At 67.1% G+C, this 24,772-nt stretch carries 21 protein-coding genes and 1 pseudogene; 10 read left to right on the top strand and 12 right to left on the bottom strand.

Features of this window, described 5'->3' with window-relative positions; genetic code table 11:
* The first annotated feature begins 30 nt into the window (after positions 1 to 30).
* Complete coding sequence (locus tag ACFUEJ_RS01575; RefSeq protein WP_388027151.1) at positions 31 to 1,026, top strand: stage II sporulation protein M; 996 nt, start codon at positions 31 to 33, stop codon at positions 1,024 to 1,026.
* Between the two features lie 81 nt (positions 1,027 to 1,107).
* Positions 1,108 to 1,383, top strand: coding sequence for a hypothetical protein (locus tag ACFUEJ_RS01570; RefSeq protein WP_065630873.1), 276 nt, complete (start codon positions 1,108 to 1,110; stop codon positions 1,381 to 1,383).
* Positions 1,384 to 1,649: 266 nt separating this feature from the next.
* Here ACFUEJ_RS01570 and ACFUEJ_RS01565 read toward each other — a convergent pair whose 3' ends face one another.
* The 4 genes from ACFUEJ_RS01565 to ACFUEJ_RS01550 are packed head-to-tail and all read right to left on the bottom strand — an operon-like array spanning position 1,650 to position 4,584.
* Positions 1,650 to 2,897: an alpha/beta hydrolase gene (locus ACFUEJ_RS01565; RefSeq protein WP_388027148.1), complete on the bottom strand. Its 1,248-nt coding sequence runs from the start codon at positions 2,895 to 2,897 to the stop codon at positions 1,650 to 1,652.
* Positions 2,894 to 3,139: a hypothetical protein gene (locus ACFUEJ_RS01560; protein ID WP_165629325.1), complete on the bottom strand. Its 246-nt coding sequence runs from the start codon at positions 3,137 to 3,139 to the stop codon at positions 2,894 to 2,896. Before ACFUEJ_RS01560 ends, ACFUEJ_RS01565 begins: the two co-directional genes overlap by 4 nt.
* The gene (locus tag ACFUEJ_RS01555) at positions 3,136 to 3,798 is read right to left on the bottom strand and encodes a VOC family protein (protein ID WP_165629326.1); all 663 of its coding nucleotides are present in this window, start codon (positions 3,796 to 3,798) and stop codon (positions 3,136 to 3,138) included. Before ACFUEJ_RS01555 ends, ACFUEJ_RS01560 begins: the two co-directional genes overlap by 4 nt.
* Positions 3,799 to 3,828: 30 nt before the next feature.
* Positions 3,829 to 4,584, bottom strand: a complete 756-nt coding sequence (locus tag ACFUEJ_RS01550; RefSeq protein ID WP_058253748.1) for a maleate cis-trans isomerase — start codon at positions 4,582 to 4,584, stop codon at positions 3,829 to 3,831.
* 263 nt (positions 4,585 to 4,847) lie between these two features.
* Between ACFUEJ_RS01550 and ACFUEJ_RS01545 the strand changes: the two genes are divergently transcribed.
* From ACFUEJ_RS01545 to ACFUEJ_RS01525, 5 genes and pseudogenes are all read left to right on the top strand, one after another.
* Entirely contained in the window at positions 4,848 to 6,956 is a 2,109-nt protein-coding gene (locus tag ACFUEJ_RS01545) for a hydantoinase/oxoprolinase family protein (protein WP_165629327.1), read from the top strand.
* Positions 6,957 to 6,990: 34 nt separating this feature from the next.
* Positions 6,991 to 9,312, top strand: a complete 2,322-nt coding sequence (locus ACFUEJ_RS01540; protein ID WP_388027145.1) for a hydantoinase B/oxoprolinase family protein — start codon at positions 6,991 to 6,993, stop codon at positions 9,310 to 9,312.
* Positions 9,309 to 11,055 (top strand): annotated as a pseudogene (locus tag ACFUEJ_RS01535) ((2,3-dihydroxybenzoyl)adenylate synthase). The gene ACFUEJ_RS01540 and the pseudogene ACFUEJ_RS01535 overlap by 4 nt, the downstream one beginning before the upstream one ends.
* A gap of 10 nt (positions 11,056 to 11,065) precedes the next feature.
* On the top strand, positions 11,066 to 12,667 hold the full coding sequence (locus tag ACFUEJ_RS01530; RefSeq protein WP_388027142.1) for an FAD-dependent monooxygenase: 1,602 nt from the start codon (positions 11,066 to 11,068) through the stop codon (positions 12,665 to 12,667).
* A complete protein-coding gene (locus tag ACFUEJ_RS01525) occupies positions 12,664 to 13,407 on the top strand; it encodes a TetR/AcrR family transcriptional regulator (RefSeq protein WP_388027139.1) in 744 nt (247 codons plus the stop codon). The genes ACFUEJ_RS01530 and ACFUEJ_RS01525 overlap by 4 nt, the downstream gene beginning before the upstream one ends.
* Before the next feature lie 267 nt (positions 13,408 to 13,674).
* Here the strand turns inward: ACFUEJ_RS01525 and ACFUEJ_RS01520 are convergent, their stop codons facing one another.
* The 6 genes from ACFUEJ_RS01520 to ACFUEJ_RS01495 form a co-directional block, all read right to left on the bottom strand.
* Positions 13,675 to 14,409, bottom strand: coding sequence for an RraA family protein (locus ACFUEJ_RS01520; RefSeq protein ID WP_388027136.1), 735 nt, complete (start codon positions 14,407 to 14,409; stop codon positions 13,675 to 13,677).
* Positions 14,409 to 15,914 carry a tripartite tricarboxylate transporter permease gene (locus tag ACFUEJ_RS01515; protein WP_388027134.1) on the bottom strand — a complete coding sequence of 502 codons (1,506 nt, stop codon included), beginning with the start codon at positions 15,912 to 15,914 and terminating at the stop codon, positions 14,409 to 14,411. Before ACFUEJ_RS01515 ends, ACFUEJ_RS01520 begins: the two co-directional genes overlap by 1 nt.
* Positions 15,914 to 16,483, bottom strand: a complete 570-nt coding sequence (locus ACFUEJ_RS01510) for a tripartite tricarboxylate transporter TctB family protein (protein ID WP_388027132.1) — start codon at positions 16,481 to 16,483, stop codon at positions 15,914 to 15,916. The genes ACFUEJ_RS01515 and ACFUEJ_RS01510 overlap by 1 nt, the downstream gene beginning before the upstream one ends.
* Positions 16,473 to 16,871 carry a universal stress protein gene (locus tag ACFUEJ_RS01505; protein WP_388027129.1) on the bottom strand — a complete coding sequence of 133 codons (399 nt, stop codon included), beginning with the start codon at positions 16,869 to 16,871 and terminating at the stop codon, positions 16,473 to 16,475. The genes ACFUEJ_RS01510 and ACFUEJ_RS01505 overlap by 11 nt, the downstream gene beginning before the upstream one ends.
* A 64-nt stretch (positions 16,872 to 16,935) precedes the next feature.
* Positions 16,936 to 17,982, bottom strand: a complete 1,047-nt coding sequence (locus tag ACFUEJ_RS01500; RefSeq protein ID WP_388027127.1) for a Bug family tripartite tricarboxylate transporter substrate binding protein — start codon at positions 17,980 to 17,982, stop codon at positions 16,936 to 16,938.
* 258 nt (positions 17,983 to 18,240) lie between these two features.
* Entirely contained in the window at positions 18,241 to 18,921 is a 681-nt protein-coding gene (locus ACFUEJ_RS01495) for a GntR family transcriptional regulator (protein ID WP_388027124.1), read from the bottom strand.
* Between the two features lie 108 nt (positions 18,922 to 19,029).
* Between ACFUEJ_RS01495 and acnA the strand changes: the two genes are divergently transcribed.
* From acnA to ACFUEJ_RS01480, 3 genes are all read left to right on the top strand, one after another.
* Positions 19,030 to 21,627: an aconitate hydratase AcnA gene (gene acnA / locus ACFUEJ_RS01490; protein ID WP_388027121.1), complete on the top strand. Its 2,598-nt coding sequence runs from the start codon at positions 19,030 to 19,032 to the stop codon at positions 21,625 to 21,627.
* Positions 21,628 to 21,719: 92 nt separating this feature from the next.
* Complete coding sequence (locus tag ACFUEJ_RS01485) at positions 21,720 to 22,013, top strand: hypothetical protein (RefSeq protein ID WP_058253737.1); 294 nt, start codon at positions 21,720 to 21,722, stop codon at positions 22,011 to 22,013.
* Positions 22,014 to 22,458: 445 nt separating this feature from the next.
* The gene (locus ACFUEJ_RS01480; RefSeq protein WP_247450687.1) at positions 22,459 to 22,800 is read left to right on the top strand and encodes a hypothetical protein; all 342 of its coding nucleotides are present in this window, start codon (positions 22,459 to 22,461) and stop codon (positions 22,798 to 22,800) included.
* Between the two features lie 259 nt (positions 22,801 to 23,059).
* Here ACFUEJ_RS01480 and ACFUEJ_RS01475 read toward each other — a convergent pair whose 3' ends face one another.
* Both ACFUEJ_RS01475 and ACFUEJ_RS01470 read right to left on the bottom strand, forming a co-directional pair.
* The gene (locus ACFUEJ_RS01475; RefSeq protein ID WP_247450686.1) at positions 23,060 to 23,626 is read right to left on the bottom strand and encodes a TetR/AcrR family transcriptional regulator; all 567 of its coding nucleotides are present in this window, start codon (positions 23,624 to 23,626) and stop codon (positions 23,060 to 23,062) included.
* Positions 23,626 to 24,093 carry a nuclear transport factor 2 family protein gene (locus ACFUEJ_RS01470; protein ID WP_247450684.1) on the bottom strand — a complete coding sequence of 156 codons (468 nt, stop codon included), beginning with the start codon at positions 24,091 to 24,093 and terminating at the stop codon, positions 23,626 to 23,628. The genes ACFUEJ_RS01475 and ACFUEJ_RS01470 overlap by 1 nt, the downstream gene beginning before the upstream one ends.
* Positions 24,094 to 24,772 lie beyond the last annotated feature (679 nt).

Here is a 24,772-nt window from a genome sequence, read left to right as displayed (position 1 = left end):
GGAGGTGAGAATGCCCGATACGCTGGCCGAGTGGATCTCGACGCCTATGTGTCCGCGCACCGCGCGACGTGGGAGCGGCTCGATGCGCTCTCGCGGCGCCGCCGACTCACCGGCGCCGAGGCCGACGAGATGATCGACACCTACCAGCGGGTGGCCACCCACCTGTCGGTCATCCGCTCGACGGCGCCCGATGCCTCGCTGGTGGCATACCTGTCGGGCCTCCTGGCCCGCGCCCGCGGTCGCGCAACCGGAACCCGGGTCAGCACGCCGGCGACGGTGATCGAGTTCTTCACCCGATCGTTCCCCGCGGCCCTGTACCGGATGCGCTGGTGGTGGCTCTCGGTGATGGGCGGGTCCCTCGGTGCGGCCGTGATCATGACGTGGTGGGTGCTGGCCCACCCGCGGATCGAGAGTTCGTTCGCATCGCCCGCGGAGATTGAGCGTCTCGTCACCAACGACTTCGAGAACTACTACAGCGAATACGAGGCGACGTCGTTCGCCGCTCGCGTGTGGACCAACAACTTCTGGCTGGCCGCGCTGTGTATCGCGTTGGGGGTCTTCGGGTTCCCCGTGATCTGGATGCTCTACACGAATATCCTCAATCTGGTGGTCGTGGCGTCGATCATGATCCGGCACGGTCGTGGTGACCTGTTCTTCGGACTGATCCTGCCGCACGGCATGCTCGAGCTGACCTGCCTGTTCGTCGCCGCGGGCGTGGGCCTGCGGATCTTCTGGGCCTGGGTGTCCCCGGGGAATCGAACTCGTGCAACAGCTCTCGGCGAGGAGGGGCGGGCCGCAGTCGGCGTGGCGCTTGGCCTGGTGGTCGTGCTGCTGCTGTGCGGGGTGATCGAAGCGTTCGTCACCCCGTCCCCACTGCCGACCTGGGCCCGCATCGGGATCGGTGTGACGGCCTGGTCGCTGTTCATGGCGTACGTCTTCGTCGCCGGTCGCCGCGCGTACGAGTACGGCGACACCGGTGATCTCGACGAGGCAGAACGCGGGCTCACCGTCCCGACGGCGAGATAGCGGCCCGTCGACGTCGAACCGGAATGGAACGACGCCTACGATCACCGGGGAGAGTCGACGACGACGAAGGGGAACACTACGATGGCAACTCGCAAGGGATCACTCGACGCTGTTTCGCTGCTGGGCGGGGGACTGGCCGCCACCGGGGTTGCGCACTTCATCAAGCCCGAGATCTTCGCCCCGATCACCGAGCCGGTGTTCCCCGACGACACCACCACCTGGACCTACCGCAACGGTGCCTGCGAGACCGCCATCGGCCTCGCACTGGTGTCGCCGCGGACCCGCCGGCTGGGCCTGGCCGGGCTGGCCGGCTACGTCGGGTTCCTCGGTTACCGGGCGGCTCTCGCGAAGAAGTGATCCTTTGCTCCTCAATCCGAAAGATTGACCTGACCACTGCTCCCTGAGGAGCGCCCGGAGCTTGCGGAGGGCGCGTCACGAAGGGTCTCGCAAGGCGTTTCACCAGGCCCTTCGTGGCTCGTCGACCTCGACGCGCTCCTTCGTCGCTTGCTCGGCCGGGCGGCTTGCGCTCCTCGCACCTCAGGGAGCAGAGGGGACGGCACGGCACCTCTTGGGCTAGGAACCAGGGGGCAGGTCGTTCTTTCGGATCAGGGAGCAGGTCGGCCTCACGAGAACCGCTGCGCGAGCCACCCCCCGATCTCGGCGGCGGCCAGGCTCGCGCCGGTCGGAGCACCTCGGCGGATCGGACCGCCGAAGTGGGTTCCCTCGACGCGGACGTGCGTGACATCGTCCGCGCCGAGGGCGTTCACCATCGCCACCGCATCCTCGGGGAAGCACGCTTGGTCGCCGGTGAGCTCGACGAAGAGCGCGGGAACCCGGACACCGGGCGCGCATCGGAGGAATCCGGCGTTGGTCGACAGACCAGACCAGGTGGACAGCCACGCGTCGGGGGTCGCCAGCCGACCGAACCCGACCAGGCCGTAATCCGTGAGATCGGGACGCCGGCCGAACAGCGACCCGTAGGGCCGGTCGTTGGGGCTCAGGGACTGATCGAGGAACCGCAGGTCGGCGTCGGTCCGGTAGATAGTCATGATGCGCGGGGCGAGCGAGGCCCGACGGTCGTCCGGGTCGTCGCTTTCTGCGAAACGTGCTCGTGCGCGCGCGGTTTCGGCGACCAGATCCTGCGCGACGGTGTCGAGTCGTTCGACCCGGGCGCGTTGGGCGGCGCGGTACCGCTCGACGAAATCCGGTGCGTACGAGGAGCTCTCCGGAGGCTCCGCGTAACCGTTGGCGGGCTCGAACGGATTCAGCGAGGGGTCGGCAGCGAGCGGGTCGGCCTCGTCGGTGACCGACGGGTCGATGAGGCGCAGCAGCAGTTCGCCTTGACCGGGATGAGGCGCGAGGAAGACGGCGCCGTCGGGAACCGGCATGTCGGCACCGGCCAGGTCCACGGGTCGGCCGGCGGGAGTCGTGGTCAGCCGATCGCCGGGCGCCAGTCCGGCCTGCTCGTGGTAGAAGGCGAACAGGGCGCCGCCACCCGAGTGGCCCAGTGTGAGCACAGATCCGAAGTCGCGTTCGCGCAGGAAGACCTGTCCCGCCGCGGCGTCGAGGATGGCCTGCTCGTGGACGAGGGTGAGGTCGTTGTTGACCGAGCGCGTGCCCTGCGTCCACACCGCGAACCCGCGGGCGAGCAGTTCGGGGACGAGTACATGGTGTGTCAGGTCCTGCCGCGGATGCATGAGGGCGACGACGACGGTCGCGCCGGGGACGGTGCGCAGAACCCCGGTGACCTTGGCGCCGTCGGCGGTGGTCAGCTCGTGCACGGAGGTCGTGGTGTTCGCCGGTTGCTCGGCGGCGTCGATGTAACGACCCGCTCCCAGTCGGCTCGTGCCCGCGGCGGTGGGGGCGGTCATCGCGGTACGACCTTCAGTGCGTCCTTGTCCCACTGCACTATTCGCGAATCGAGGAGCCCGGCGACGCTGCTGTACCAGACGGCATGGCGACACCCGGTGGCCCGCCGGTCGATGACGATGGTGTCGTCGGCGGTGATCCGGAAATAGGGTCCGACATGATCAACCGAAACACCCGGCGCTTCGCCGGCGACCGCCGCGACGGCCTTGTTCTCCGGGACGTCGAGTACGAACAGGGTGGTCATCGGACGGTCGCCTCCTCGGCGGCGAGTACGTCACCGGCGGATTGCTCGTCCTGCCAGGCCGCAGCCCGTTCGACGATCCGCTCGGCCTTGCGCATGAGAAGCGCGTCGATGCTCGGATTCGGTTGCGACACCACGTCGATGAGAGCCTCGATGGTCAGATTGGCGTCGAGGTCCTCCTGCGGCGTGACGGCCCGCATCGCACGCGTGATCTCGATCATGTACCCGTTCGGGTCGTGGGTGTAGATCGACTCGATCGTCTCGTGTTGAATCTGCATCTCGACCGGCCACTCGCTGGCATCCAGGCGTCGCCGGTACTCCAGCAGATCGGCTTCGTCGTCGACGTGTATGGCCAGGTGACGCGAGCGGATGAACCAGATCGGTACGTCCTCGGCGAAGCGTGAGTACGAATCCCCCTGCGGGCCACCGTCGAACGGCTCCAGTCCGAAGTAGTAGAAGAACGCGAGCCGGTCGTCGTTGCCGATGTCGAAGAAGAAGTGGATGAAATCGGGATGCCTGTCGGGTCCCCAGCCGGCCGCGCAGATCGAGTGCACGACCGGGAAGCCGAGGACGTCGCGGTAGAAGTGAACCGTGGCCGCCGGGTCGAAGGTGGGATAGGCGACGTGATCGACGCCGCGGACCTTGTGGGGCAGTGAACTCATGAGGACTCCAGGAAGGGTCGGGATGGGTGATCAGGCGGGGACGGTGGCGATGTCGGCGCGCAGCAGGCTGCCCGCGCCCTCGATGGAGGCCGGAAGGCCGAGTCCGCGCAGAATGCTGTAGGCGCCGGCCGTGGCAGCCGACAGCACGGGCAGACCGAACTCACGCTCGGCGTCGTCGATCAGATCCAGCGACGGCATCTGGACACAGCAGGACAACACCAGCGCGTCGACACCGTCCAGTTCGAGGGACCGGGCGGCGGTCATCACGCGTTCGCCGGGGATACATCCCACCTCGGCGTTGTCCGCGACTTCGAGGGCCCGCCAGTCCATCACCTCGAAGCCCTCGGCGTCCAGGTACTCGACGACCTTCTCGGCGAGCGGCCGGAGGTAAGGGGTCACGAGGGCAATGCGTCGGGCGTCCAGTGCACGGAGCGCCTCGACCAGGGCACCTGCGCTCGACCGGATGATCGCGTCGGAGCCGCCGGTGGCCAGCTGTTCCGCGACGGCACCCTCGACGCGCTGGTGCTCGCCCGGCCCGCCGACCATCAGCGCCACCAGGCAGGCGTAGAGGATCACCTCCGGTGAGGCGTCAGCGATCTCGAGAACGCAGCGTTCGCGTTGTGCGTTCATCGCGGCGAGCTGTTCCGGGGACACCGTGTGCATCCTCATCCGGGTCGAGTGGAACGAGAACTGCGAGGTCGGGTGCCGGTTCAGGAGGGCAGGCATCTCGGTCTCGACCGTGACATTCGAACTCGGCACGACGAGGCCGATGCGATGGACACCCATGGGTCCGGTCCTTTCGATCGCGGCCCGCAGAGGGCCGTTCACGCCAAGTTGACGTTGACGATGATTATTCGACGCTGATGACGATTCGTCAAGGCGTTCGCCATGGTGGGTCTGACCTGCAGCGATAGGTGACTGGGGGACACTCGATGGTGATCCATCTCATAACAAATGCTTGACAGGTAGTCGATTGCGTCGAATACTCAACGCCAATGTAAACAGACCTCAAGGGCCTCGCAGCCCGGACAACGAAGGAGTACCTGGCCATGGCATACGTGATCGGTGTGGACGTCGGCGGGACGTTCACCGACGCAGTCCTCGACGACGGCAGCGGCTTGGTCGTCGCGGGGAAGGCGCCATCCACCCCGCCGGATTACTCGGCCGGGGTGATGGATGTCCTGACCGTTCTCGCCGAGCAGTTGGGCCGTCCACTCGACGAGATGCTCGCCGACACCCACCACATCGCGCACGGCACCACGTCGTCGCTGAACGCGCTGGTCATGGGCCGAGTGCCGGACGTCGGATTCATCACCACCAAGGGGCACCGCGACTCGATCTTCATCATGAACGTCGAGGGTCGCTACCTTGGTCGTTCGCCGGAGCAACTGCAGAATGTGCTCGCGCAGAGCAAGTCTCATGGGTTGATCCACAAACGGCATGCTCTCGAGGTCACCGAGCGAATCGACCGGGACGGCCGCGTCGTGGTCGCACTCGACGAGGACGAGGTCCGGACCACGGTCCGGCAACTGCTCGACGACGGAATCTCCGCGATCGCCGTGTCGCTGCTGTGGTCGTTCCGCAACCCCGTACACGAGCAGCGGATTCGCGAGATCGTCGCCGAAATCGATCCGAGCGTCTTCGTCTCGCTGTCGAGCGAGGTCAGCCCCCGCATCCGTGAGTTCGCCCGCAACGCGACCACGGTCATGAGCACCCAGATCGGTCCGGGCCTCCGGGACTATCTCGGCGAGCTCGAGGGCAGACTGCGGGAGCACAAGCTGGCCGGCCCCTTGCTCGTCATGCAGAGCAACGGCGGCGCGGTGGCCGCATCGGAGGCCCCGGGAAATGCCATCTCGACAGTGGGTTCGGTGCTCACCGGCGGCGTGGTCGGATCGGTGTCCCTCGGTCGGCAACTGGGCCACGACAACATCATCGCCACCGACGCGGGCGGCACGACGTTCCTCGTCGGGCTCGTCGTCGACGGGGAGCCGGTGCGATCATCGACGACGATCATCAATCACCATCCGATCAACGTGCCCACCCTCGAGGTCCACGCGATCGGCGCCGGCGGTGGCGCGATCGCCTGGCTCGATGCCGGCGGCAACCTGCAGATCGGCCCCCACAGCGCGCAAGCCGTTCCGGGCCCGGCCTGCTACGGACAGGGCGGTACCGAACCGACGAACACCGACGCCAACCTCGTGCTCGGAATCCTGCCTGAGCGCGGCCTTCTCGGCGGCCGCAAGGCTTTGGACCTGAATCTCGCCCGCGAAGCCATCCGTACGCGCATCGCCGAACCGCTCGGCCTCTCGGTCGAGGACGCCGCCGCGGCCATCTACGCGGTGCAGAACGCCCAGACCGGCGATCTCCTGCGCAAGACCGTCGTCGAGGCCGGCCACGACCCCCGCAACTTCATCATCTACGCCTTCGGCGGCTCGGGTCCCGCTCATTGCGGGCTGTACGCGCAGGAGATCGGGGTGTCCAGGGTCGTCGTCCCGCTGGGCCAGGTGGCCTCGGCGTTCTCGGCTTACGGCCTCGCGTCGTCGAACATCGTTCTCGCCAAGGAACTGTCGGACCCGGCGGCGATGCCACTCGACCCGGCCCGGGTGGAGGAGAACTTCAAGCTGCTAGAGGAGCAGGTGCGTGGTCAGCTCGACCGGCAGGGCCTGCAGTTCGCCTCCGTCGAGATCGAGCGCGAGATCGACATGCGCTACACCATGCAGCTGGCCGAGGTCGCGACCCCGCTGCCGGACGGTTCGCTGACCTCGACCGAGATCGTCGCCGCCGCAGAAGCGTTCGAGAAGAAGTATGCCGACCTGTACGGGAAGGACAGCGGGTTCCGCGAGGCGGGCATCCAGGCCATCACCTACCGGGTCCGCGGCACGGGAGTCCTGCCGTTCTCGCCGGAACTGCCCGAACTCGCTTCCGCCGACACCTCGGACCCGGCTTCGGCACACGTGGGCGTGCGCAAGGTCTGTCTCGACGGCCGGCGCGGCTTCGTCGACACCGACATCTACGACTACGCCGGCCTGCGCGCCGGGCACATCGTCCGCGGACCGGCGGTCATCGAGGTGCCCACCACGACCGTCGTCGTCCCCCACGACACCACCGGTGAGATCGACCGCCTCGGCAACCTGAACATCACCGTCGACCCCGCATGATCGATCACCAGCAGCAACCACAGGAGTCGCTCTCATGACCGCACCCATTCCCGGCTCGGAGGTCTTCTCCAGCCGACCCGCCGACATCGACGCGCTGGCCAGATCCCTGCCGCCGTCGTTGCCGGTGCACACCGTCTCCCAGGAACAGATCGACGCGCTCGACCCGCTCACCTACGAGGTGATCCGGCACCGCTTGTGGTCGGTCACCGACGAGATGGGCGAAGCCCTCAAGCGGATGTCGGGATCACCGATCGTGACCGATGCCAACGACTTCGACTTCGCGATCAGCGACGAACTCGGCCAAGAGGTCCAGGTCGGGCTGTACAACACGATGCTCGTCGGCGCCGTCGACCTCGCCATCTACTGGACCCTGCAGCATCGCTCGCTCAATCCGGGAATCGCCGAGGGCGACATGTTCCTCTGCAACGACCCGTGGGTCGGCGGTGGACTCCACCAGAGCGACGTGATCGTCTACCAGCCCGTCTTCCACGACGGGAAGCTGTTCGCCTGGACAAGCGCGATCTGTCACGAACCCGACCTCGGTGGGTCGGGACTGGGTTCGTTTGATCCGGCCGCCAAAGACGTGTTCTCCGAATCACTTCCGACGCCGCCGATCAAGGTGGTTCGCGACTACGAACTGCAGCGGGACGTCGCCGACGTCTGGGTGCGGCGCAGCCGGGTCCCGATGCTGGTCGGACTCGACCTGCGCGCCAAGATCGGGGCGAACAGCGTCGGACGTGACCGGTTGCTCGCGGTCATCGAGCAGTACGGCGCGGACACGGTCAAGGCCGTCATGAAGCGGATGATGTCCGACGCCGAGGGCCGGTTGCGAACGAAGCTCTCGGAACTCCCGGACGGAACGTGGCACGCCACCGGCTATCAGGACCAGTCCCAGACCGGCGACCGCGGTGTCCACAAGATCACGGTCGCGATGACGAAGACCGAGGACCACCTCGAATTCGACTTCACCGGAACCGACCCGCAGACGGGCGTCATCAACTGCACGTACGCGGGCATGCGCGGCGGCGTGATGCTGGCGCTGTTACCGATCCTCGCCGGTGACATTCCCTGGTCCGCAGGCGGTCTCATGCGGTGCTTCGACCTCGTGGCCGAAGAGGGGACGATCAACAACGCCACCTTCCCGGCGGCGGTGAGTCGCGGGCCGATCGGCCCGGCGTGGCTCACCGGCAACCTGATCGCCGAGTGTCTGGCCCAGATGCTGGATCGCCACCTCGAGTTCGGCAAGAACGTGCAGGCATCGTGCTGTGGTACGTGGGACACCGCGGTGGTCGCGGGTCTCGACGAGCGCGGCGAGCAACCGGTGCCCTTCCTCAACATCATGATGGAGCCGATGGCCGGCGGGTACGGTGCGCGACCTGTCGCCGACGGCATGGACACTGGCGGCCTCTTCTGCATCCCGATGGGGCGCATCCCCGACACCGAGATGACCGAGTTCCTCTACCCGCTGCTCACGCTGTGGCGCCGGGAGGAGCCCGACTCCGGCGGCCCGGGGCGCCATCGCGGCGGGGTGTCGGCGTCGTTGGCGGTCACCCCGTACGGGACGAGTCTGCCGATGGGTCTCGTCTTCGCCTCGGCGGGCAAGGCCGTCGCGCAGAACGCCGGACTCGCCGGCGGACTGCCCGGCAACACCGGCCTGGAGATCCTGGCACGCGACTCCGGCGTACAGGAACTGTTGGCGCAGGGCCGGATTCCGGGCACGCTCGACGAGCTGGCCGGTGCGAAGGAGATCGGCGCGTGCTACGACGAGAGTTACCTCGCCCCCGGTGAGGTGCTGTACATGCACTGGCAGGGTGGCGGCGGTTACGGCGATCCGCTTCGCCGGGAACCGGAGGCGGTGGCCGCCGATGTGCGCAACGGGAAGGTGACCCCCGCGGGTGCCGAAGACGCGTACGGCGTCGTGCTCACCGCCGGCGAGGTCGACGACTCGGGCACGGAGCGGAAGCGGGCGGAATTGCTGGAGATGCGGCGTACCCGCTCCGAGATCCCCCGCGGACAAGAGGCGACCCTCGATCTGAGTTCCGCTCGACGACTCGACGACAACCTGGTCGAGGTCACCATCGGCGATTCCCGCGTGGTGGGATGCGCCCACTGCGGAAGACTGCTGGGCGACAGCAAGTCCGGGCGGCTCGACCTGGCGCGCTACGACGGTCCGTCGAGCGACGCCGGTCCGCAGGTCACCTCCGATCCGGGCGAGTACGTCGACACCGAGGTCGTCTTCCGGCAGCAGTGCTGTCCCGGGTGCTTCACGGCCATCTACTCGGGCATCGTGCCGGTCGACCATCCCGACCGCGTCGCCGAACTCGCCCAGCTCATCCCGGCGGTGGCGGGTCGATGACGGTGACCTCCATCCCCGGACGACCCTCGGACAGCGCGGCCCCACCGGGTCGGGCCCGGTGGGGTGATCGCCTGGTCGGGTATCCCGCGGATCGCGCGGCGGCCTACCGGCGGGCGGGGGAGTGGACCGATCGCCCACTGGCCGACCGGTTGCAGGACACCGTCGACCGTTTCCCCGACCGCCCCGCAGTTGTCACCGATGTGGCGTCGATGACCTACGCCGAGTTGGGTCTTCGCACCGACCAGCTGGCGTCGGGCCTCCTCGACCTCGGGCTGCGACCCGGTGATCCCGTGCTGTTCCAGGCGGGGAATCGGATCGAGACCGTGCTCGTCTGGTACGCATGTCTCAAAGCGGGCCTGGTCCCGGTGGCGACACTCGCGGCATCGGGCGCACGAGATCGGTCACATCTCCCGTGTGGACGGGGCGGTCGGTCACGTCGTCGAGGCGGGGCTGGGTTTCGACCTCGTTGAGTTCGCCCGGCAGCAGGCAACGGGTCACCCGACCCTGCGGACGATCCTCACCATCGGGGCGCCCGACGGCCCCGGGGACGACGTGAACCCGGTGGAGGCGCTTGGTTCCGGAATCGCGCCTGCAGAGGCGCGAGCGCGGATCGCCGCGATCCAGGCCGACGTCGATCCGCTCGACGTGTGTGCGTTCCAGCTGTCGGGCGGCACCACCGGTGTGCCCAAGGTCATTCCGCGGCTGCACGTCGAGTACTGGGACAACGCCCTGCTGTACGCGCGGCGCCTGGGGTGGACCGAAGAGACACGCGTCGCCCATCTGATCCCGATCATCCACAACGCGGGCATCAGCTGCGGCCTGCACGCCGCACATTCGGTGGGTGGCTGCCTCGTCCTCGCGACCGCGGACGTGTCGAAGGCGTTCCCGCTCATGGCACGTGAACAGGCGACGGACGTCCTGATCGGGCACGGGCATTATCAGGCCGTCGCCGGTCCGGACTTCGACGCACCGAGCGCCTTCTTGCGCACCGTGATCCTGTCCGGGGCGAAGCCGAGTCGTGAACTGTTCGACCGAGCCGGCGGTGAGAACCGCTGGGTCGGACAGCTCTTCGGTATGTCCGAAGGCCTCTTCACGGTGTCCCCACGCGACTCGTCCGAGGAGGCCCGCCGGACCAGCGTGGGCACCCCGATCGCGGTCGGCGACGAGATCCGCATCCTCGAACCCGGCGCGGAGGCCGAGCTTCCCGACGGCGAGGTCGGCGAATTGTCGTGCCGAGGCCCGTACACCATCCCCGGCTACTTCGACGCGGCCGACCACAACCGGACCGCGTTCACGTCCGAGGGCTTCTATCGGACCGGGGATCTCGCGAAGGTCGTGGTGATCGACGGGGTGCGCCACCTGTCCATCGAGGGACGGATCAAGGACCTCATCAACCGCGGCGGCGAGAAGATCAACGCCGAAGAGGTCGAGCAGCTGCTCGTCACCCATCCGCAGGTGCGCAACGCCGCGGTCGTCGCGATGCCGGATCCGCGTCTGGGAGAGCGGACCTGCGCGTACCTCGTGACCGCCGACGACCGGCAGGTGTCGATGGAGAGCGTCCAGGCCCACCTGGAATCGCTTGGCGTGGCCAAGTTCAAGTGGCCCGAGCGACTCGAGCTCGTGCCGGAACTGCCCCAGACGAACGTCGGGAAGATCGACAAGAAACGACTCCGCGCCGATGTCGTGGCCAAGCTCGACGCCGACGCCGGGTCCGCCGCCGCGCCCTCGGGCGCAGACCAGTGAGGAACAACCCATGAAACTCAGTCGAATCGCCGTGCTCGGTGGCGGTCCGGGTGGGCTGTACGCCGCGCGACTTCTCAAACGAAGCCATCCCGACGCCGAGGTGACCGTCTACGAACAGGGCTCGCCCGACACCACTTTCGGGTTCGGTGTCGGACTCGCATCCCGTACCCAACGCAACCTGCGCGAGGCGGATCCCGCGTCTCTCGACGCCATCGTCGCGGTGTCGCATCCGCACGAGATGTCGATGCGGGTCGGTGACGACGTCGCCCGTCTGTCGCACGGGGAGCTGCTGGCAATCGCGCGTACGACACTTCTCGACGTTCTCCAGCAGCACGCCGTGGCCGCCGGTGTACGGCTCGAGTTCGGTGCGCGGCGGTCGGTCGCCGACCTCGACGCCGACCTGATCGTCGCCGCCGACGGTGTCAACAGTGCAACCCGAACGGACATGGCCGACGATTTCGGGCCGGCCATCTCCACCGGCGAGGGATTGTATCTGTGGTGCGGAGCCGACGTCGCCCTCCCGAGCGCGATCTTCACACCGGTCACCACGGCCGATGGCACCTTCGTCGCGCACGCCTACCCGTACGCGTCCGACCGGAGTACGTTCCTGATCGAGACGGACGAGACCACCTGGCGTCGTGCCGGTTTCGATCTCTCCACCGAGAACACCCCGATGACCGACAGCGACCAGACCGCGCTGGCATATCTTCAAGACGCCTTCGCCGACACGCTGGGCGGGCACCGGCTGATCGGCAACCGCACGCGGTGGCTGCGGTTCCGCACCGTCACCTGCGCCCGGTGGCACTCCGGGAACGTCGTGCTCCTGGGGGACGCCGCACACACCGCGCACTACTCGATCGGTTCGGGAACCAAACTCGCGATGGAGGATGCGATCGAACTCGATCACGCGGTCCGGAGTGCGACGACGCTCGACGAGGCGCTGTCGGCGTACGAGTCGGCGCGTCGGCCGAACGTCGAGTATCTGCAGTCGATCGCGGCGCGTAGCGAGCAGTGGTGGGAGTCGTTCCCCCGCCGCACCGGAATCCCGGTGGACCAGTTGATGATCGCGTACATGACCCGAGCCGGGAAGGTCGGACTCGACCGCTTCGCGTCCTCGGCGCCCGAGGTGGCCCGCCGCGGGCTCGCCGCGTATGCGGGCGTCGACGATGCTGCTGTCCCCGCCGGCGGATTGTCGACATGGGTTGTCGGACAACCATTGTCACACGGGTCCTGGACGTTCCCGACCCGGCAGGCCCCCGCCGAGCTGTTGCTCGACCCGGGGACCACCCGGCTCGAGGTCGACATCGACTCCGCCTGGGGAGAGGCCGCGGTACCTCTTCTCACTGCAGCTACGGGCGCGTCCGCAGTGTGGCTGACCGGCCGAGGCGACCGGGACGCGGTGCTGACGCGCCTGGACCTCGGCGAGCGCCTGCGTCAGGAGACGGACGCGCTGGTCGTCGTGGAGGCGCCCACCGGCTCCTACGACGATCTCGTCGCCGGGTTGGTGAGTCTGCGCACCGATCTCGTCGCCGTGACCGAGGGCGACGTCCCGGGCGACGTCCCGGAGGTCGGGCGCGGCGCGGGGGCCGGACGCACTATTCTTCGCCTATGACCAGCTCGACGCCCCAGGAGTCGCCGGCCGCCGGGCGCACCGGCCGCAGCAATTCACGGCGTGAGCTGGTCGAACGCGAGATCATGGAGCAGGCCACCAGGTTGTTCGCCGAGCGCGGGTTGGCGAGCACCACCCTTCAGGACATCGCCGACGCCACCGGTCTGACGCGTCCGGCGCTCTACCACTATGTGGCCAACAAGGACGAGCTGTTCGCCCGGCTGGTCAGCGAGATCGCCGAGGAACCGGCCATCCTGCTCCACGAGATCAACCAGCGAACCGACCTCGATCCGGTCGGGAAGATCCACGAGATGGCGATGTCCATCGCGCTCCACCAGACCCAGACCCTGGATCGGTTCCGGCTGCTGATCCGCTCGGAGGCCGAGCTGCCGCCCGCGCTCGCCGAGACCTACCGGCAGAGCCGCCGGCGGGTGCTCAAGGAGCTGGTCGCGGTCATGGAGGAAGGTATCGCCGGGGGCCGGTTCCGTGCCGCCGATCCTCGGATCTCCGCGCTCGGCATCGTCGGCATGCTGAACTGGCTGGCCTGGTGGCATCACCCGGGTGACAGCGAGACCGACCGGAAGGTCGCGCGCCAGCTGGCCGACATGGCGGTCAACTCGGTCGTCGACCCCGATGCGGACAACACCGTGTCGGGCGCGGAACGACTCATCGCGCAGATGCGGCAGAACCTCGATTACCTGGAGCGGGAGGTCCGGGAGCGCACGTCACCCCCTGCTCCCTGAGCTTGGGGAGGGCGCGACCAACCATGCGCCCGGAGCTTACGGAGGCGACGTCTACTTCTGCTCCCTGAGGAGGCCGGAGCTTGCGGAGGCCGTCACGAAGGGTCCTGGTGAGATGCGTCGCCAGCCCTTCGAGGCTCGTCGACCTCGACGCGCTCCTTCGTCGCTTGCTCGGCCCGGCGGCTAACGCTCCTCGCACCTCAGGGAGCAATGGTTCTGTCCTCCTTTCAGACTAGGGAATTGTTCTCGCGCCTGCCGCCGAGTGCGGGATCAGATCCGTCCGAATTCCGCCATCGCGTCGGCGAGGGTCATGCCGTTGCGGATGGCGGCACGGACGTCGATCTCCTTCTCCGTCATGGTCTCCGCTGCCTCGAGCACGACGTCGGCGATCCCGGCGGGGATGACGATGACACCGTCGTCGTCGCCGAGGACGAAGTCGCCGGGCTCGATGACGACCGGTTGCCCGGATGCGCCCGGCATGGTGACGGGTTGCTGCCACGTCTCGACGCGCCAACGGCCGCTGGTCTGCACCGAGGTCGGATAGCAGGAGAACGTCGTGAAACCGATCTCGTGGAGCCATCTCTTGTCGCGCACACCGCCGTCGACCACTGCGCCGACGGAGCCCCGCTGCATCATGCCGATCGCGACGAGTTCACCGAAGTAACAGACGCCCCGGCCGTTCCCCTGCCACACGGAGACCTCGTCCGGGCCGATCTGGCTGCACGCCTGCGCTTTCAGCGGGTCCCGTCCCGGGGCGGCGCTCATCGCGCCCGAGATGGTGAACGCCCACCCGGCCAGCCGTTCGCGTCCGGCCACACACCTGATGTCGGTGGCGAGCGCCTGATCACGGTGGCCGAGGTCGTCGAGGACGTCGGCGACGTTCGCGACGTCGACGGCGAGGAAGCGGGAGCGGATGAGTGCGCGGTCGGTGGTGGTGCGCATGGGTATCAGCGGCTGACTTTCGGTGAGGGCGGGCGAGGAGCGGGGGACGAACTGCTGTCGCATCAGGTGTCCTGACGCGTGCGCATCCGCAGGCGGCGGAACGCGGTGAACAGGACGACGACGGCCAGGACTCCGTAGAGGACCCAGGTGATCGCGCTGCCCACCAGCACACTCGGATCGCCGCCGCTCGACATCATCGCGTTGCGCAGGCTGGTCTCGGCAAGGGGGCCGAGGACGACGCCGATCATGACGGGGGCGAGCGGGAAACCATACCGCCGCAGCAGATATCCGACGAAGGCGATGGCGATGACCAGGATGAGGTCGGTGATCGCGGCCGAGGTCGCGTAGACACCGAGCACGCAGAACACCGCGATCCCCGCGTAGAGGTAGTGCCTGGGGATCAGCAGCAGCTTCGCCCAGATGGCGGCGAACGGCATGTTGAGGATCAGCAGCATGACCAGGCCGATGAACAGGCTGGCGATGAGCGTCCAGACGAGGTCGGCGTTCCGTTCGAAGAGCAGGGGGCCGGGTTGCAGGCCGTACTGCTGGAACGCGGCCAGCATGATCGCCGCGGTGGCGGAGGTGGGCAGGCCCATCGCGAGCAGCGCCCCCATCGCGGTGCCCGACGTCGCGTTGCCCGCCGCCTCCGGACCGGCGACACCGCGGATGGCGCCGTGGCCGAACTGGGGGTCGGGTCGTTTGCGGTCGAGACGACGCTCGGTTCCGTAGGCGAGGAACGTCGGCACCTCTGCGCCGCCGACCGGGATGACGCCGAAGGGGACGCCGAAGCCGGTGCCGCGCAACCACGCCGGAAGCGCCTCGCGGAATTCGGCGCGCTTGAGGAAGGGCCGCCCGATGACGGCGTCCGCGTCCGGCGCACGCGTGCGGTGGATGCGGGAGGCGATGTAGAGGACCTCGCCCAGGGCCAGTGTGCCGACGGTGATGACGATGATGCTGATGCCGTCGAACAACTCGGGCGCGCCCATCGTGAAGCGCTGGGTGCCCGAGATGCCGTCGATCCCGATGACCGCAAGGATCAGCCCGATGAGGAGTCCGGTCAGGCCCTTGATGACGGAGTCGGAGACCACCGAGGCAATCGCGATGAAGGCGAAGACGGCGAGGGCGAAGTACTCGGCGGGACCGAACTGGATGGCGAGATCGGCGAGCTTGGGTGCGAAGAACACGACGATGGTCGTCGCGATCATGCCGCCGATGAAGGCGCCGATCGCGGCGGTGGCGAGTGCCTGGGCGGCCCGCCCGCGTTTGGCCATCCGATGACCCTCGAATGATGTTGCGATGGCGGTGGACCCACCGGGTGTGTTCATCAGGATGCCCATGGTCGAGTCACCGAACAGGCCGCCGAAGTACACACCGGCGAACATGATGAACGCGGCGGTGGGGTCGAGGGTGAAGGTCACCGGCAGCAGCAGTGCGACGGCCATCGCCGAACCGAGGCCTGGGAGCACACCCACCGCGGTGCCGAGCAGCGCGCCGATGAAGACCCAGAGCAGGTTCATCGGCGTGAGCGCCTGGGAGAAACCTTCCAACAGGAGTGAGACGTTGTCCATCAGAACAGACCTCCCAGGATGCCGGCGGGGAGGTTCAGCCCGAGACCCGCCGAGAAGAACGCCTGCACCGCACAGGAGACGACGAGCGACACCGCGATGTCGAGGACCGGACGGGTGGAACCCATGGCATAGGCGACGATCCAGAACAGCAGCGCAGCGGACAGGATCCAACCCAGCGGGATCAGCAGCACGGTGAAGGCGATGAGTCCGGCCAGGACGAGACCCAGTGCACGCCAGTCACTCTGCGTTCGCCACTGGCCGGTCGCGGGCGGCACGATGTCGGGATCGGGCTCGTCGGGGTGACGCAGGGTCTGCACGGTCAGGAGTCCGGCGATCAGGTAGGCGCAGATCGTCAGGATGATCGGGAAGAACGCGGGTCCGGGAGTCGCTGCGCTACCCGGGATGTCCATCCCGATGATGCCGGCGGTCAGGTAGACGGCAAGTGCGAGCATGAGGCCCGCGACGACCAGACCGCTTCGTCCGGTGAGCGGTCGGCGCGCGGGGTCCGATCCGTGTCCGTCGTCGAGCGTCGTGCCGACGGGCTGCGCCGCCGCATTGTCAGTCGTCATGATGGGCTGCCTTCACTGCCAGTACCGGGACCTCGGCGTCGATGAGAATGCGCTGTGCGTTCGAGCCGAGCAGGAGTTTCCCGACGCGGGACCGGCGGCGCAGTCCGACGACGATGAGATCGGCGGCCAGTTCTTCTGAGACGTCGATGAGTTCGGCGGCCGGGTCGGAGTCCTCGCGACGATGACCGATCCAGCGAATGTCGTTGGTGTCGCCGGCATTATCGACAGGGGCGAAGTCGGGCTCGGGAATGCCACCGTCGTCGTCGACAGCGGGGGTCTCCATGTCGAAGACGATCAGTTGAGAGCTCTCGCTGCGCGCGAGGCGCCGGCCGTGTTCGAAGGCCGCTCGACCTTCGGGGGTGTGGGCGAAAGCGACGAGGATGGGCATGGGTTCTCCGTGATGTCGTGTGGGGCAGGGGTTGTGCAGTGCGGGTTCGGCGACCGGCGGTCGGTCAGTACCCGAGGTCGGCCCAGATGCCGCGGACGAACTCCGATTGCTGGTCGATGACCTGGTTGAATCCGGCGCCAGGCGTGAACGTGTCGGACCAGTTGTTGCGCTGCAGTGCATCTCGCCACTCGGGTGATTCGACGACCTCGGTGACGATCGCCTCGAGTTCGGTGCGCTGGTCATCGGTGATGCCCGGCGGTGCGACCACCCCGCGCCAGTTGGTGAGGGTGACGTCGTAACCCAGTTCGGACAGGGTCGGCAGATCGATGGCCGGGACCGGATCGGGAGCCGAGATCGCCAGCGCGCGTAGATTTCCGGCGGTGATCTGGTCGACGAAATCCTCGTAACCACTGACCGAGGCCTTGATCGTCCCGGACATGAGTGAGGTCGCCAGTTCGCCGCCACCGGAGTAGGCGATGTAGTTGACCGCGGCGGGGTCGATGCCGTTCTCCCGAGCCATCTGGCTGATGATCATCTGGTCGACGCTGCCCAGCGAACCGCCACCGAACGTGAAGTTCTTGGGGTCCTTCTTCCATTCGGCCATCAGCTCTTCGATGGTCGTGATCGGAGAATCAGCCGGTACGACGACGACGTCGTAGTCATCGGCGAGCCGCGCGATGGGGGTGACGTCTCCGAGATCCACGTCGGACCCGTTGATGTTGATCGCGCCCAGCATCGTGATGCCCATGACCATGATCGTGGTGGCGTCGCCGGTCATCCCCGCGAACTGGCTGAGTCCGATCGTGCCGCCGGCACCGGGGATGTTGACGACCTGCGAGTTGTTGACGATGTTCTGGGCTCGCAGCGCCTGCTGCATCTCGCGCGCCGCACCGTCCCAACCTCCACCGGCGGCCGCGGGCGCGATCAGGGTCAGTTGCGATCGCGCGTCGGCGCCGCCCTCGCTCCCGGCCGCGTCGACGACGCCGACGACGACGATCGCCGCGGCGACCAGTGCGCCGAGTGCTTTGACGAGCGTGGGAACACGTTTCGGCGGACGAGGCGCGCGGGACGTCTCTGCCAATTCGTCGGTGCCGGGGGATGGTGCGGTCATGCGGTCCTCGTTTTCGTTCGGGGTCGGGTCTCGAGGCCGAGGGCTACCAACATCGTCTGACTCGATTCTGCTGCGGATGTGAGGACAACCACATCGGTGGTCACATCGGAAGTGTTGGCGTAACCGTTCTCACAGTCACGCTTGGGCGCATAACTATCGTTGTGCGCTTTTCGCTCGCACTCGGCGTCGCACAGTTATAGATTATAACCTATGACAGTGACGCAGGCCACAGAGGTTGGAAAAGTGGCAGCGGCCAGGTCAGCCGGCGACGGGGTCCTCGGTGAGCGCATCGATGGCACGACGTCCGAGACTGTTGCCGATGTGCTCGCGCATCACCGCGTCGGCACGCTCGGCGTCACCGTCGGCGACGGCCTCCATGATCGCCCGGTGCTCGGCGGTGACCCGCGACCGGTCGTCGGGTGAATCGCCCCGGTGGGAGAGGCCGATGACGCGGTAACGATCTGCCTTGTCCCAGAGTCGTTCGAGGATGTCGATGAGAACGGGGTTGCCCGACGCGCGGTACACCGCGCGATGGAACTCCCGGTGTCGGACAAGGGCTTCGACATCGGACGCACTGGCGATGGGCGACAGGCGATCGAAGGCATTGTTGATGGCCGCGATGTCGGCCGCCGTTCGCGTCCGCGCGGCGAGCGCCGCCGCGAGCGGGTCCAGGTTCTCGCGTACCTGGTAGAGGTGGCGCGCCTCATCGGCCGATACGGGGGTCACCCGCGCGTCTCGGTGGGCCTCGAGTTCGACCATGCCCTCGGCGGACAGCCGACGGATCGCCTCGCGGAGAGGAGTCGTGCTGACGCCGATCTCGGCCGCCAGCTTGGCCTGGGGGATCACCGCGCCGGCCGGCAGGACCCCGGTCAGAATTCGCCGCTGGAGCTCGGCGTATGCGTAATCGTTCTTGGTGAACATCCCGCCCGGTGTGGTCATGGCGGGCCTCCCGGCAGTGGTCATGGGACATCGAGGTCCGGCAGTACCGGACGCCGTGATGATAACACCGCTGGTGCAATTTATAGGTTATAACCTATGGTGGGATGCATGAGTGGAGCTGAACGCCGCGCGCAACCCGATCTGCCGGTGGTCGATGTCGAGCGGCGGGTCGGGTCCGACGTGTACCGGCAGTGGCCCACGGTGGTCCGTCTACTCGCCGAGAACGTGACCCGCCGTGCCGACGCCGAGACGCGCGATCGAGCCCTGGACGACATGACCCGATGGCTTCGTGCCGGCACCAGCGAGGCCGAGATCCCGTACGTACCGGGTCGGTTGCTGATGCACGACACCACCAGCACGCCCGCCCTCGTCGACATCGCCGCGATGCGAGACGCGGTTGCCGCCCGAGGTGGGGATCCGACGACGTTGAGTCCGCGGCTGCCGGTGGAGGTCTCGGTGGACCATTCCCTCGCGGTGGAGTCGTTCGCGCGCCGCGATGCCGCCGTGGTCAACCTGGCCCACGACATGCGCCGCAACGCTGAGCGGTATCGGTTCCTGGCCTGGGCGTCGACGACGATGGACACCGTGCACATCAACCCGCCGGGTACCGGGATCATGCACACGATCAACCTCGAACAGCTCGCCACCGTGGTGACGGTGGAGAAGGTCGGTGGCGTCGACCACGCGGTTCCGGACATGATGCTCGGTACGGACAGCCACACGCCCATGATCAACGGGCTGGGTGTATTGGGCTGGGGCATAGGAGGTCTGGAAGCCGAGACGGTGATGTTCGGCATGCCGACCACACTGCGGATCCCCGACGTCGTGGGAGTCCGCCTCACCGGGACGCTCTCCGCGGGTGTGCTGGCCACAGACCTTGCGTTGGTGGTCACGCACCGTCTGCGCGAGCTCGGGGTCACGGGTGAGTTCGTCGAGTTCTACGGACCGGGCGTATCGGCACTGACGGTGGGCGCACGGGCGGTGATTGCCAACATGGCCCCGGAATACGGTGCCACCACCGGGTTCTTCCCCGTCGACGCACAGACCGTCCGATACCTGGCCGACACCGGACGTACTGCAGAACACTGCGAGCTCGTCGAGTCGGTGACACGACGGCTCGGGCTGTGGTTCGACCCCGATGCCGAGCCGCGTTTCACCCGCACGATCGACATCGACCTGGGCGCGGTGGTCCCGTCGGTGGCCGGTCCGCGTCGCCCGCAGGACCTGGTCCCGGTGACCGAGTTGCCGGCGACCTTCGACGCCGAGGGGCCTTCTCGACGTGACGACGACATCCCGATGCCCGCCTTCCCAGTCGCCATCGCGTCGATCACGAGCTGTACCAACACCTCTGACCCGCGCCTCCTCATCGCTGCGGGTCTGGTCGCCCGCCGCGCACGGGAGCGAGGGATGCGGGTGCCGGAGTATGTGAAGACCTCCCTCGCGCCGGGTTCGCCCTCTGCCGCCGGCGTGCTCGAGCGGGCCGGTCTCACCGACGACCTGTCCGCGGTCGGTTTCGACATCGTCGGATTCGGTTGTGCCACCTGCATCGGCAACTCGGGTCCGCTGCCGGCGGAGATCACCGCGGTGGCCGAGGCGCGCACCCGGAAGCCGGTGGCTGTTCTCAGTGGCAACCGCAACTTCCCCGGCCGCGTCCACCCGGACCTCGAACTGGGTCTGCTGATGTCGCCGCCGATGGTGATCGTCTTCGCCCTTGCCGGTGACGCGGCCATCGATCCCACCTCGGAGCCGATCGGCGTCGACGCCGACGGACACGACGTGCTGCTCGCTGATCTGTGGCCCGCCCCTGACGAAATCGATGCTCTGACGGATTCGTCGCGGCGGCCGCGCGATGTCGTCGACGACTTCGCGTCGGCATCCCGCAATCCCGCGTGGGACGCACTCGATGTACCGGATGGGCCGCTGTTTCCCTGGGACCCGTCGTCGACGGCCCTGCGGCGTCCTCCTTTTGCCGATGACGGCTACGCGCACACCATGCTCGGGGAGTACACCGCGCATCCCCTGCTCGTGCTCGGCGACGACATCACCACCGACCACATCTCCCCGGCCGGGGCGATCAAGCCCGACAGCCCGACCGGTCGATACCTCGTGGAGCGGGGTGCGGAACCGGGCGACCTGAACGTCTACGCCTCCCGGCGCGGCAATTGGGAAGCCATGCTGCGGGGCGGCTTTCAGAACAAGAACGTCCGCAACGCGCTCGCACCGGATGCGGCTCCCGCGCACACTGTCCACGCCCCCACGGGCGAGGTCGTGTTGCTCCCGGAAGCCGCCCGACGCTATGCCGACGCCGGCGACGCAGTGGTGATCGTCGCCGGGGAACGGTACGGCATGGGCAGCTCGCGCGACTGGGCGGCGAAGCTGGTGCGTCTTCTCGGAGTGCGGGCCGTGCTCGCGCGCAGTTTCGAGCGGATTCATCGGTCCAATCTGATCGGTGTCGGCGTCCTGCCGTTGCTCATCCCCGCTGACGTCGACGGCGGGTTGCAGGACCTGCAGCCCGGAGACCGACTGCACGTCAACGGGACTGCCGACGCCGTCGAGCGCGGGACGGTGACGGTCGTGGTCCGACGGGTCGACGGTTCCGAGATGCGTTTCGACGCGCAGGTGGCCGCCGAGACCGATCTGGATCGTCGGCTTCTCCGACGCGGCGGAGTCATCCCCAGCATTCTCGACGAGCAACTCGTGCGGTGACCTCGCGGGCCGGGGGGTGGCAACGCGTAGCTGCCAGCGAATTCACAGTGATCGGTCAACCCCCTCATAACCTGCGAGTTCACTCTCGATACATGAGAAAGAACAAGCACATCTCCTCGGTCCCGCTCGTCGTCCTCGACGACCCTGCTGCCATCGACCACGCGTACGACCTGTTCCGTCGCGACATCCCGCTGGCTGTCGTCAGCAGTGAGTACTCCGCGGTCCTGCCGTTCATGCTCGGCAACAACGGGCACACCGCGGCATTCGTCGCCGACGTCGACGACCCCGACCAGCTCGCGGAGGCGATCGTGATCATCGAACGTCGCTTCGGCCGGGTCGGTTCGGTCATCCGCTACGCGGCCGACATCCCGGCGGTGGCGGTGTGACTGTCGTGGAGGTGTGAGAGGAACGTCGGCGGTCCTCCAGTAGGTCATGACGTTCGGCTTCTTGCGTGGCTTCGCGCTGCCTCCGATCGCGGGCACGCTCGGCTCGCCGAGGGGCCAGTCGCGGCGAGTCGGGTGGTGGTGCGCCGCGGAATGTCCTCTGTCGCAGTGGTGTGAGGTGAGGTCGATGCCTGGCCGTCGCGATCCTGAATCAGCGCACGCCTCGTCGGCGACCGACGACGAAGTCAGATAAGTACTCCGGAGTATGAATCGGGGGTCAAGGCACGGCGGTGCGGGCCAAACGCTGGAATCGGTTGGCCCGTACGGGTGAATTCTCGCAGGTCGGGTGCCGACACCCTCAAATCGTTGCGATAGTGCATTTGCCGCCGTCGTCGAGGCAGCTGGCATTTCGTATTTCTGACCAAGACAAGGGGTACACCGCATGAGAATGAAGCATCGACTGGGAGTATCGGCCGCGGCTGCGGCAATGGTGTGTGGCGCCGGACTGCTCACCGCACCCACCGCCGACGCGGCGATGGTGACGATCTATCCCAACTATAGTGACGCCAATTGTCTGGGGCGGGGGTCTGTGAGCAGCCTGCAAGTCGCGGCCACACCAGGAAACTCCACGAACTGGCGTCCCGGACGTTGGACAGCCGTTACCGCGCCCGCCGGTGCAAGTGTTCAGCTCACCGCCAACTTGTTCTGCAAGACTTGGTACGGCGCAGGGGCGTACCGCACCGCGATCAAGCGAGTCACCGTCGTCGCGAACAAGAGCTACTACTTCTGAGCCACCCCACGCCTTCACTCCAGCCCCGCGCTCCTAAGTGCCTCCTCCAGAAAGTTGTCCGGCGTGGGGCGGGAGGGGGACGTCTCGATGTCAGGGGGCGACCGAGCGCCGACCTCGATGAATGACGCTGACAAAGAACAGTTTTCACGGTTGGGTGACATAGGGTCTGTCTGTCGATCCGATGAAACCGTCGGGCGTCGCGATGAGGCAAGTCCGGCAGCCGAGAGTGACGGCGGCTCGGCCTACTGTCAGCGTCCGCTCAGGAAACGGGGGCGAGTAGGCGCTGCCGGGTGCGGTCGACGATGTGAAGGAAGGTCGCGCTGTCGTCGTAGGCACGGGCCAAGATCAGCCCGCCTTGGATCGCCGCGACCGCGTCCAGGGCACGGTCTGAAGCCTCTTGGTTGGTGAGCCCGCCGCGCCGTAGCGCTTCCGCGAGAGCGTCGACCCAGTCGCTGAAGTAGCTGCGGACCGCGTCAGCGAATGTCTCCTTCTCCTGGCCCAACGTCATTGCCGCGAACAGGCACACGCTCTCGCGGGACATGAAGTAGTCGGCCACCTCTTGTGACATCGCCTCGACCGCTTGAGTTGCGCTCTCGGTCGTGCGAAGTGGCACGAAGACCCGTTCCTCGAACCACTCGCTCACCTCGTCGAGAACGGCACGCGCCATGTCCGTTTTCCCGTCAGGGAAAAAGTGGTAGAGGCTGCCGCGGCCGAGTCCGGTCTCTTGCTGGATGACCGACAGCGAGCCGGCTTCGAAGCCTCGCTTGCGGAAGACGCCGGCCAGCGCGCGGACCGCGTCGGATCGGTCGAGGACGGTTCGGGCCATTACAGTCCGAGGTCGCTCAAGCCGGGGTGGTCGGCCAGCCGGGGACCGGAGGCGTCCCAGAAGAACTTGCGGTCGGACTCCGTGATCGCGACGTCGTTGATGCTCGCGTGGCGGTGGGTCATCAGGCCGTCCTTGTCGAAGTGCCAGTTTTCGTTCCCGTATGCGCGGAACCAGTGGCCGGTGAGATCACGATACTCGTAGGCGAAGCGCACCGCGATGACGTCGCCGGTGAATGCCCACAGCTCTTTGATGAGTCGGTAGTCGAGCTCGCGGTCCCACTTGTCTGTGAGGAATTCGACGATCGCGGCACGGCCCTGGACGAAAGTCGATCGGTTCCGCCACCAGCTGTCCTCGCTATACGCGAGGGAGACGCGCTCGGGGTCACGCGTGTTCCACGCGTCTTCTGCGGCGCGGACCTTCTGGGTAGCGGTGGCCTCGGTGAACGGCGGCAGCGGAGGACGAGACATGACAAGCTCCTTTCAAGAGCACGGGTGTACCCATCGGTTCAGAGTGTACTGAATAGTATGCGATGTACCAAACGGTACAGACTGTCCCGCCGCCGGTCAACCCGACCCAGGCCCCTACGCTGCTCCCGGGGCGAGGGCTTCGGTGGGAGTGGCTGGGGCCGAACCTGTCCGGTCTCTCGCTAGGCATTCTGAACGTCCCCGACCTTCCATTGGTCCTAGCACATTGGGCACCATCGAATCAGAGTATTCGTTCTCGCACAGCGTATTTCGACAGGAGTCAGCAGGCCGGCCGTCGGGGCCACGCCTGTGCCGAACCCGCGATCTCGATTCAGTTGGCAGCGAACTACGCAATCCGGGTGCCGCAAACGCGGGTTAGTGACTCACCAATTAGCTGTCACAACTCCCAACTACGGTGTCATCGGACAGTGAGCCATCAACGCAGGACCAACGCAGCAAGCGGATATGCAGTGTTACCCGCAGCAATAGCCTGCATATCTCCCAGATGTGTCAGCCTGGCCACTCCTCCTGATCGTCGTAGCCAGTGGTTGTGAATCGCTGCTGGACAGGGTATTAGACACTCAGTGCCAGAGTCGTCCTGCGGAGATCAGTCGGAAGCCGGCCCCGAAACCGCTTTGCCAGAGGTGGTCCCGCCGCTGCTGGCAGAAAGGCCGTGGCCAGG

Origin of the sequence: Gordonia sp. NPDC057258, from assembly GCF_042668985.1 — a bacterium.
Taxonomy (GTDB): Bacteria; Actinomycetota; Actinomycetes; order Mycobacteriales; family Mycobacteriaceae; genus Gordonia; species Gordonia hongkongensis.
Note: the sequence above shows the minus strand (reverse complement) of the source record. Positions and strands in the feature narration are given on the sequence as shown.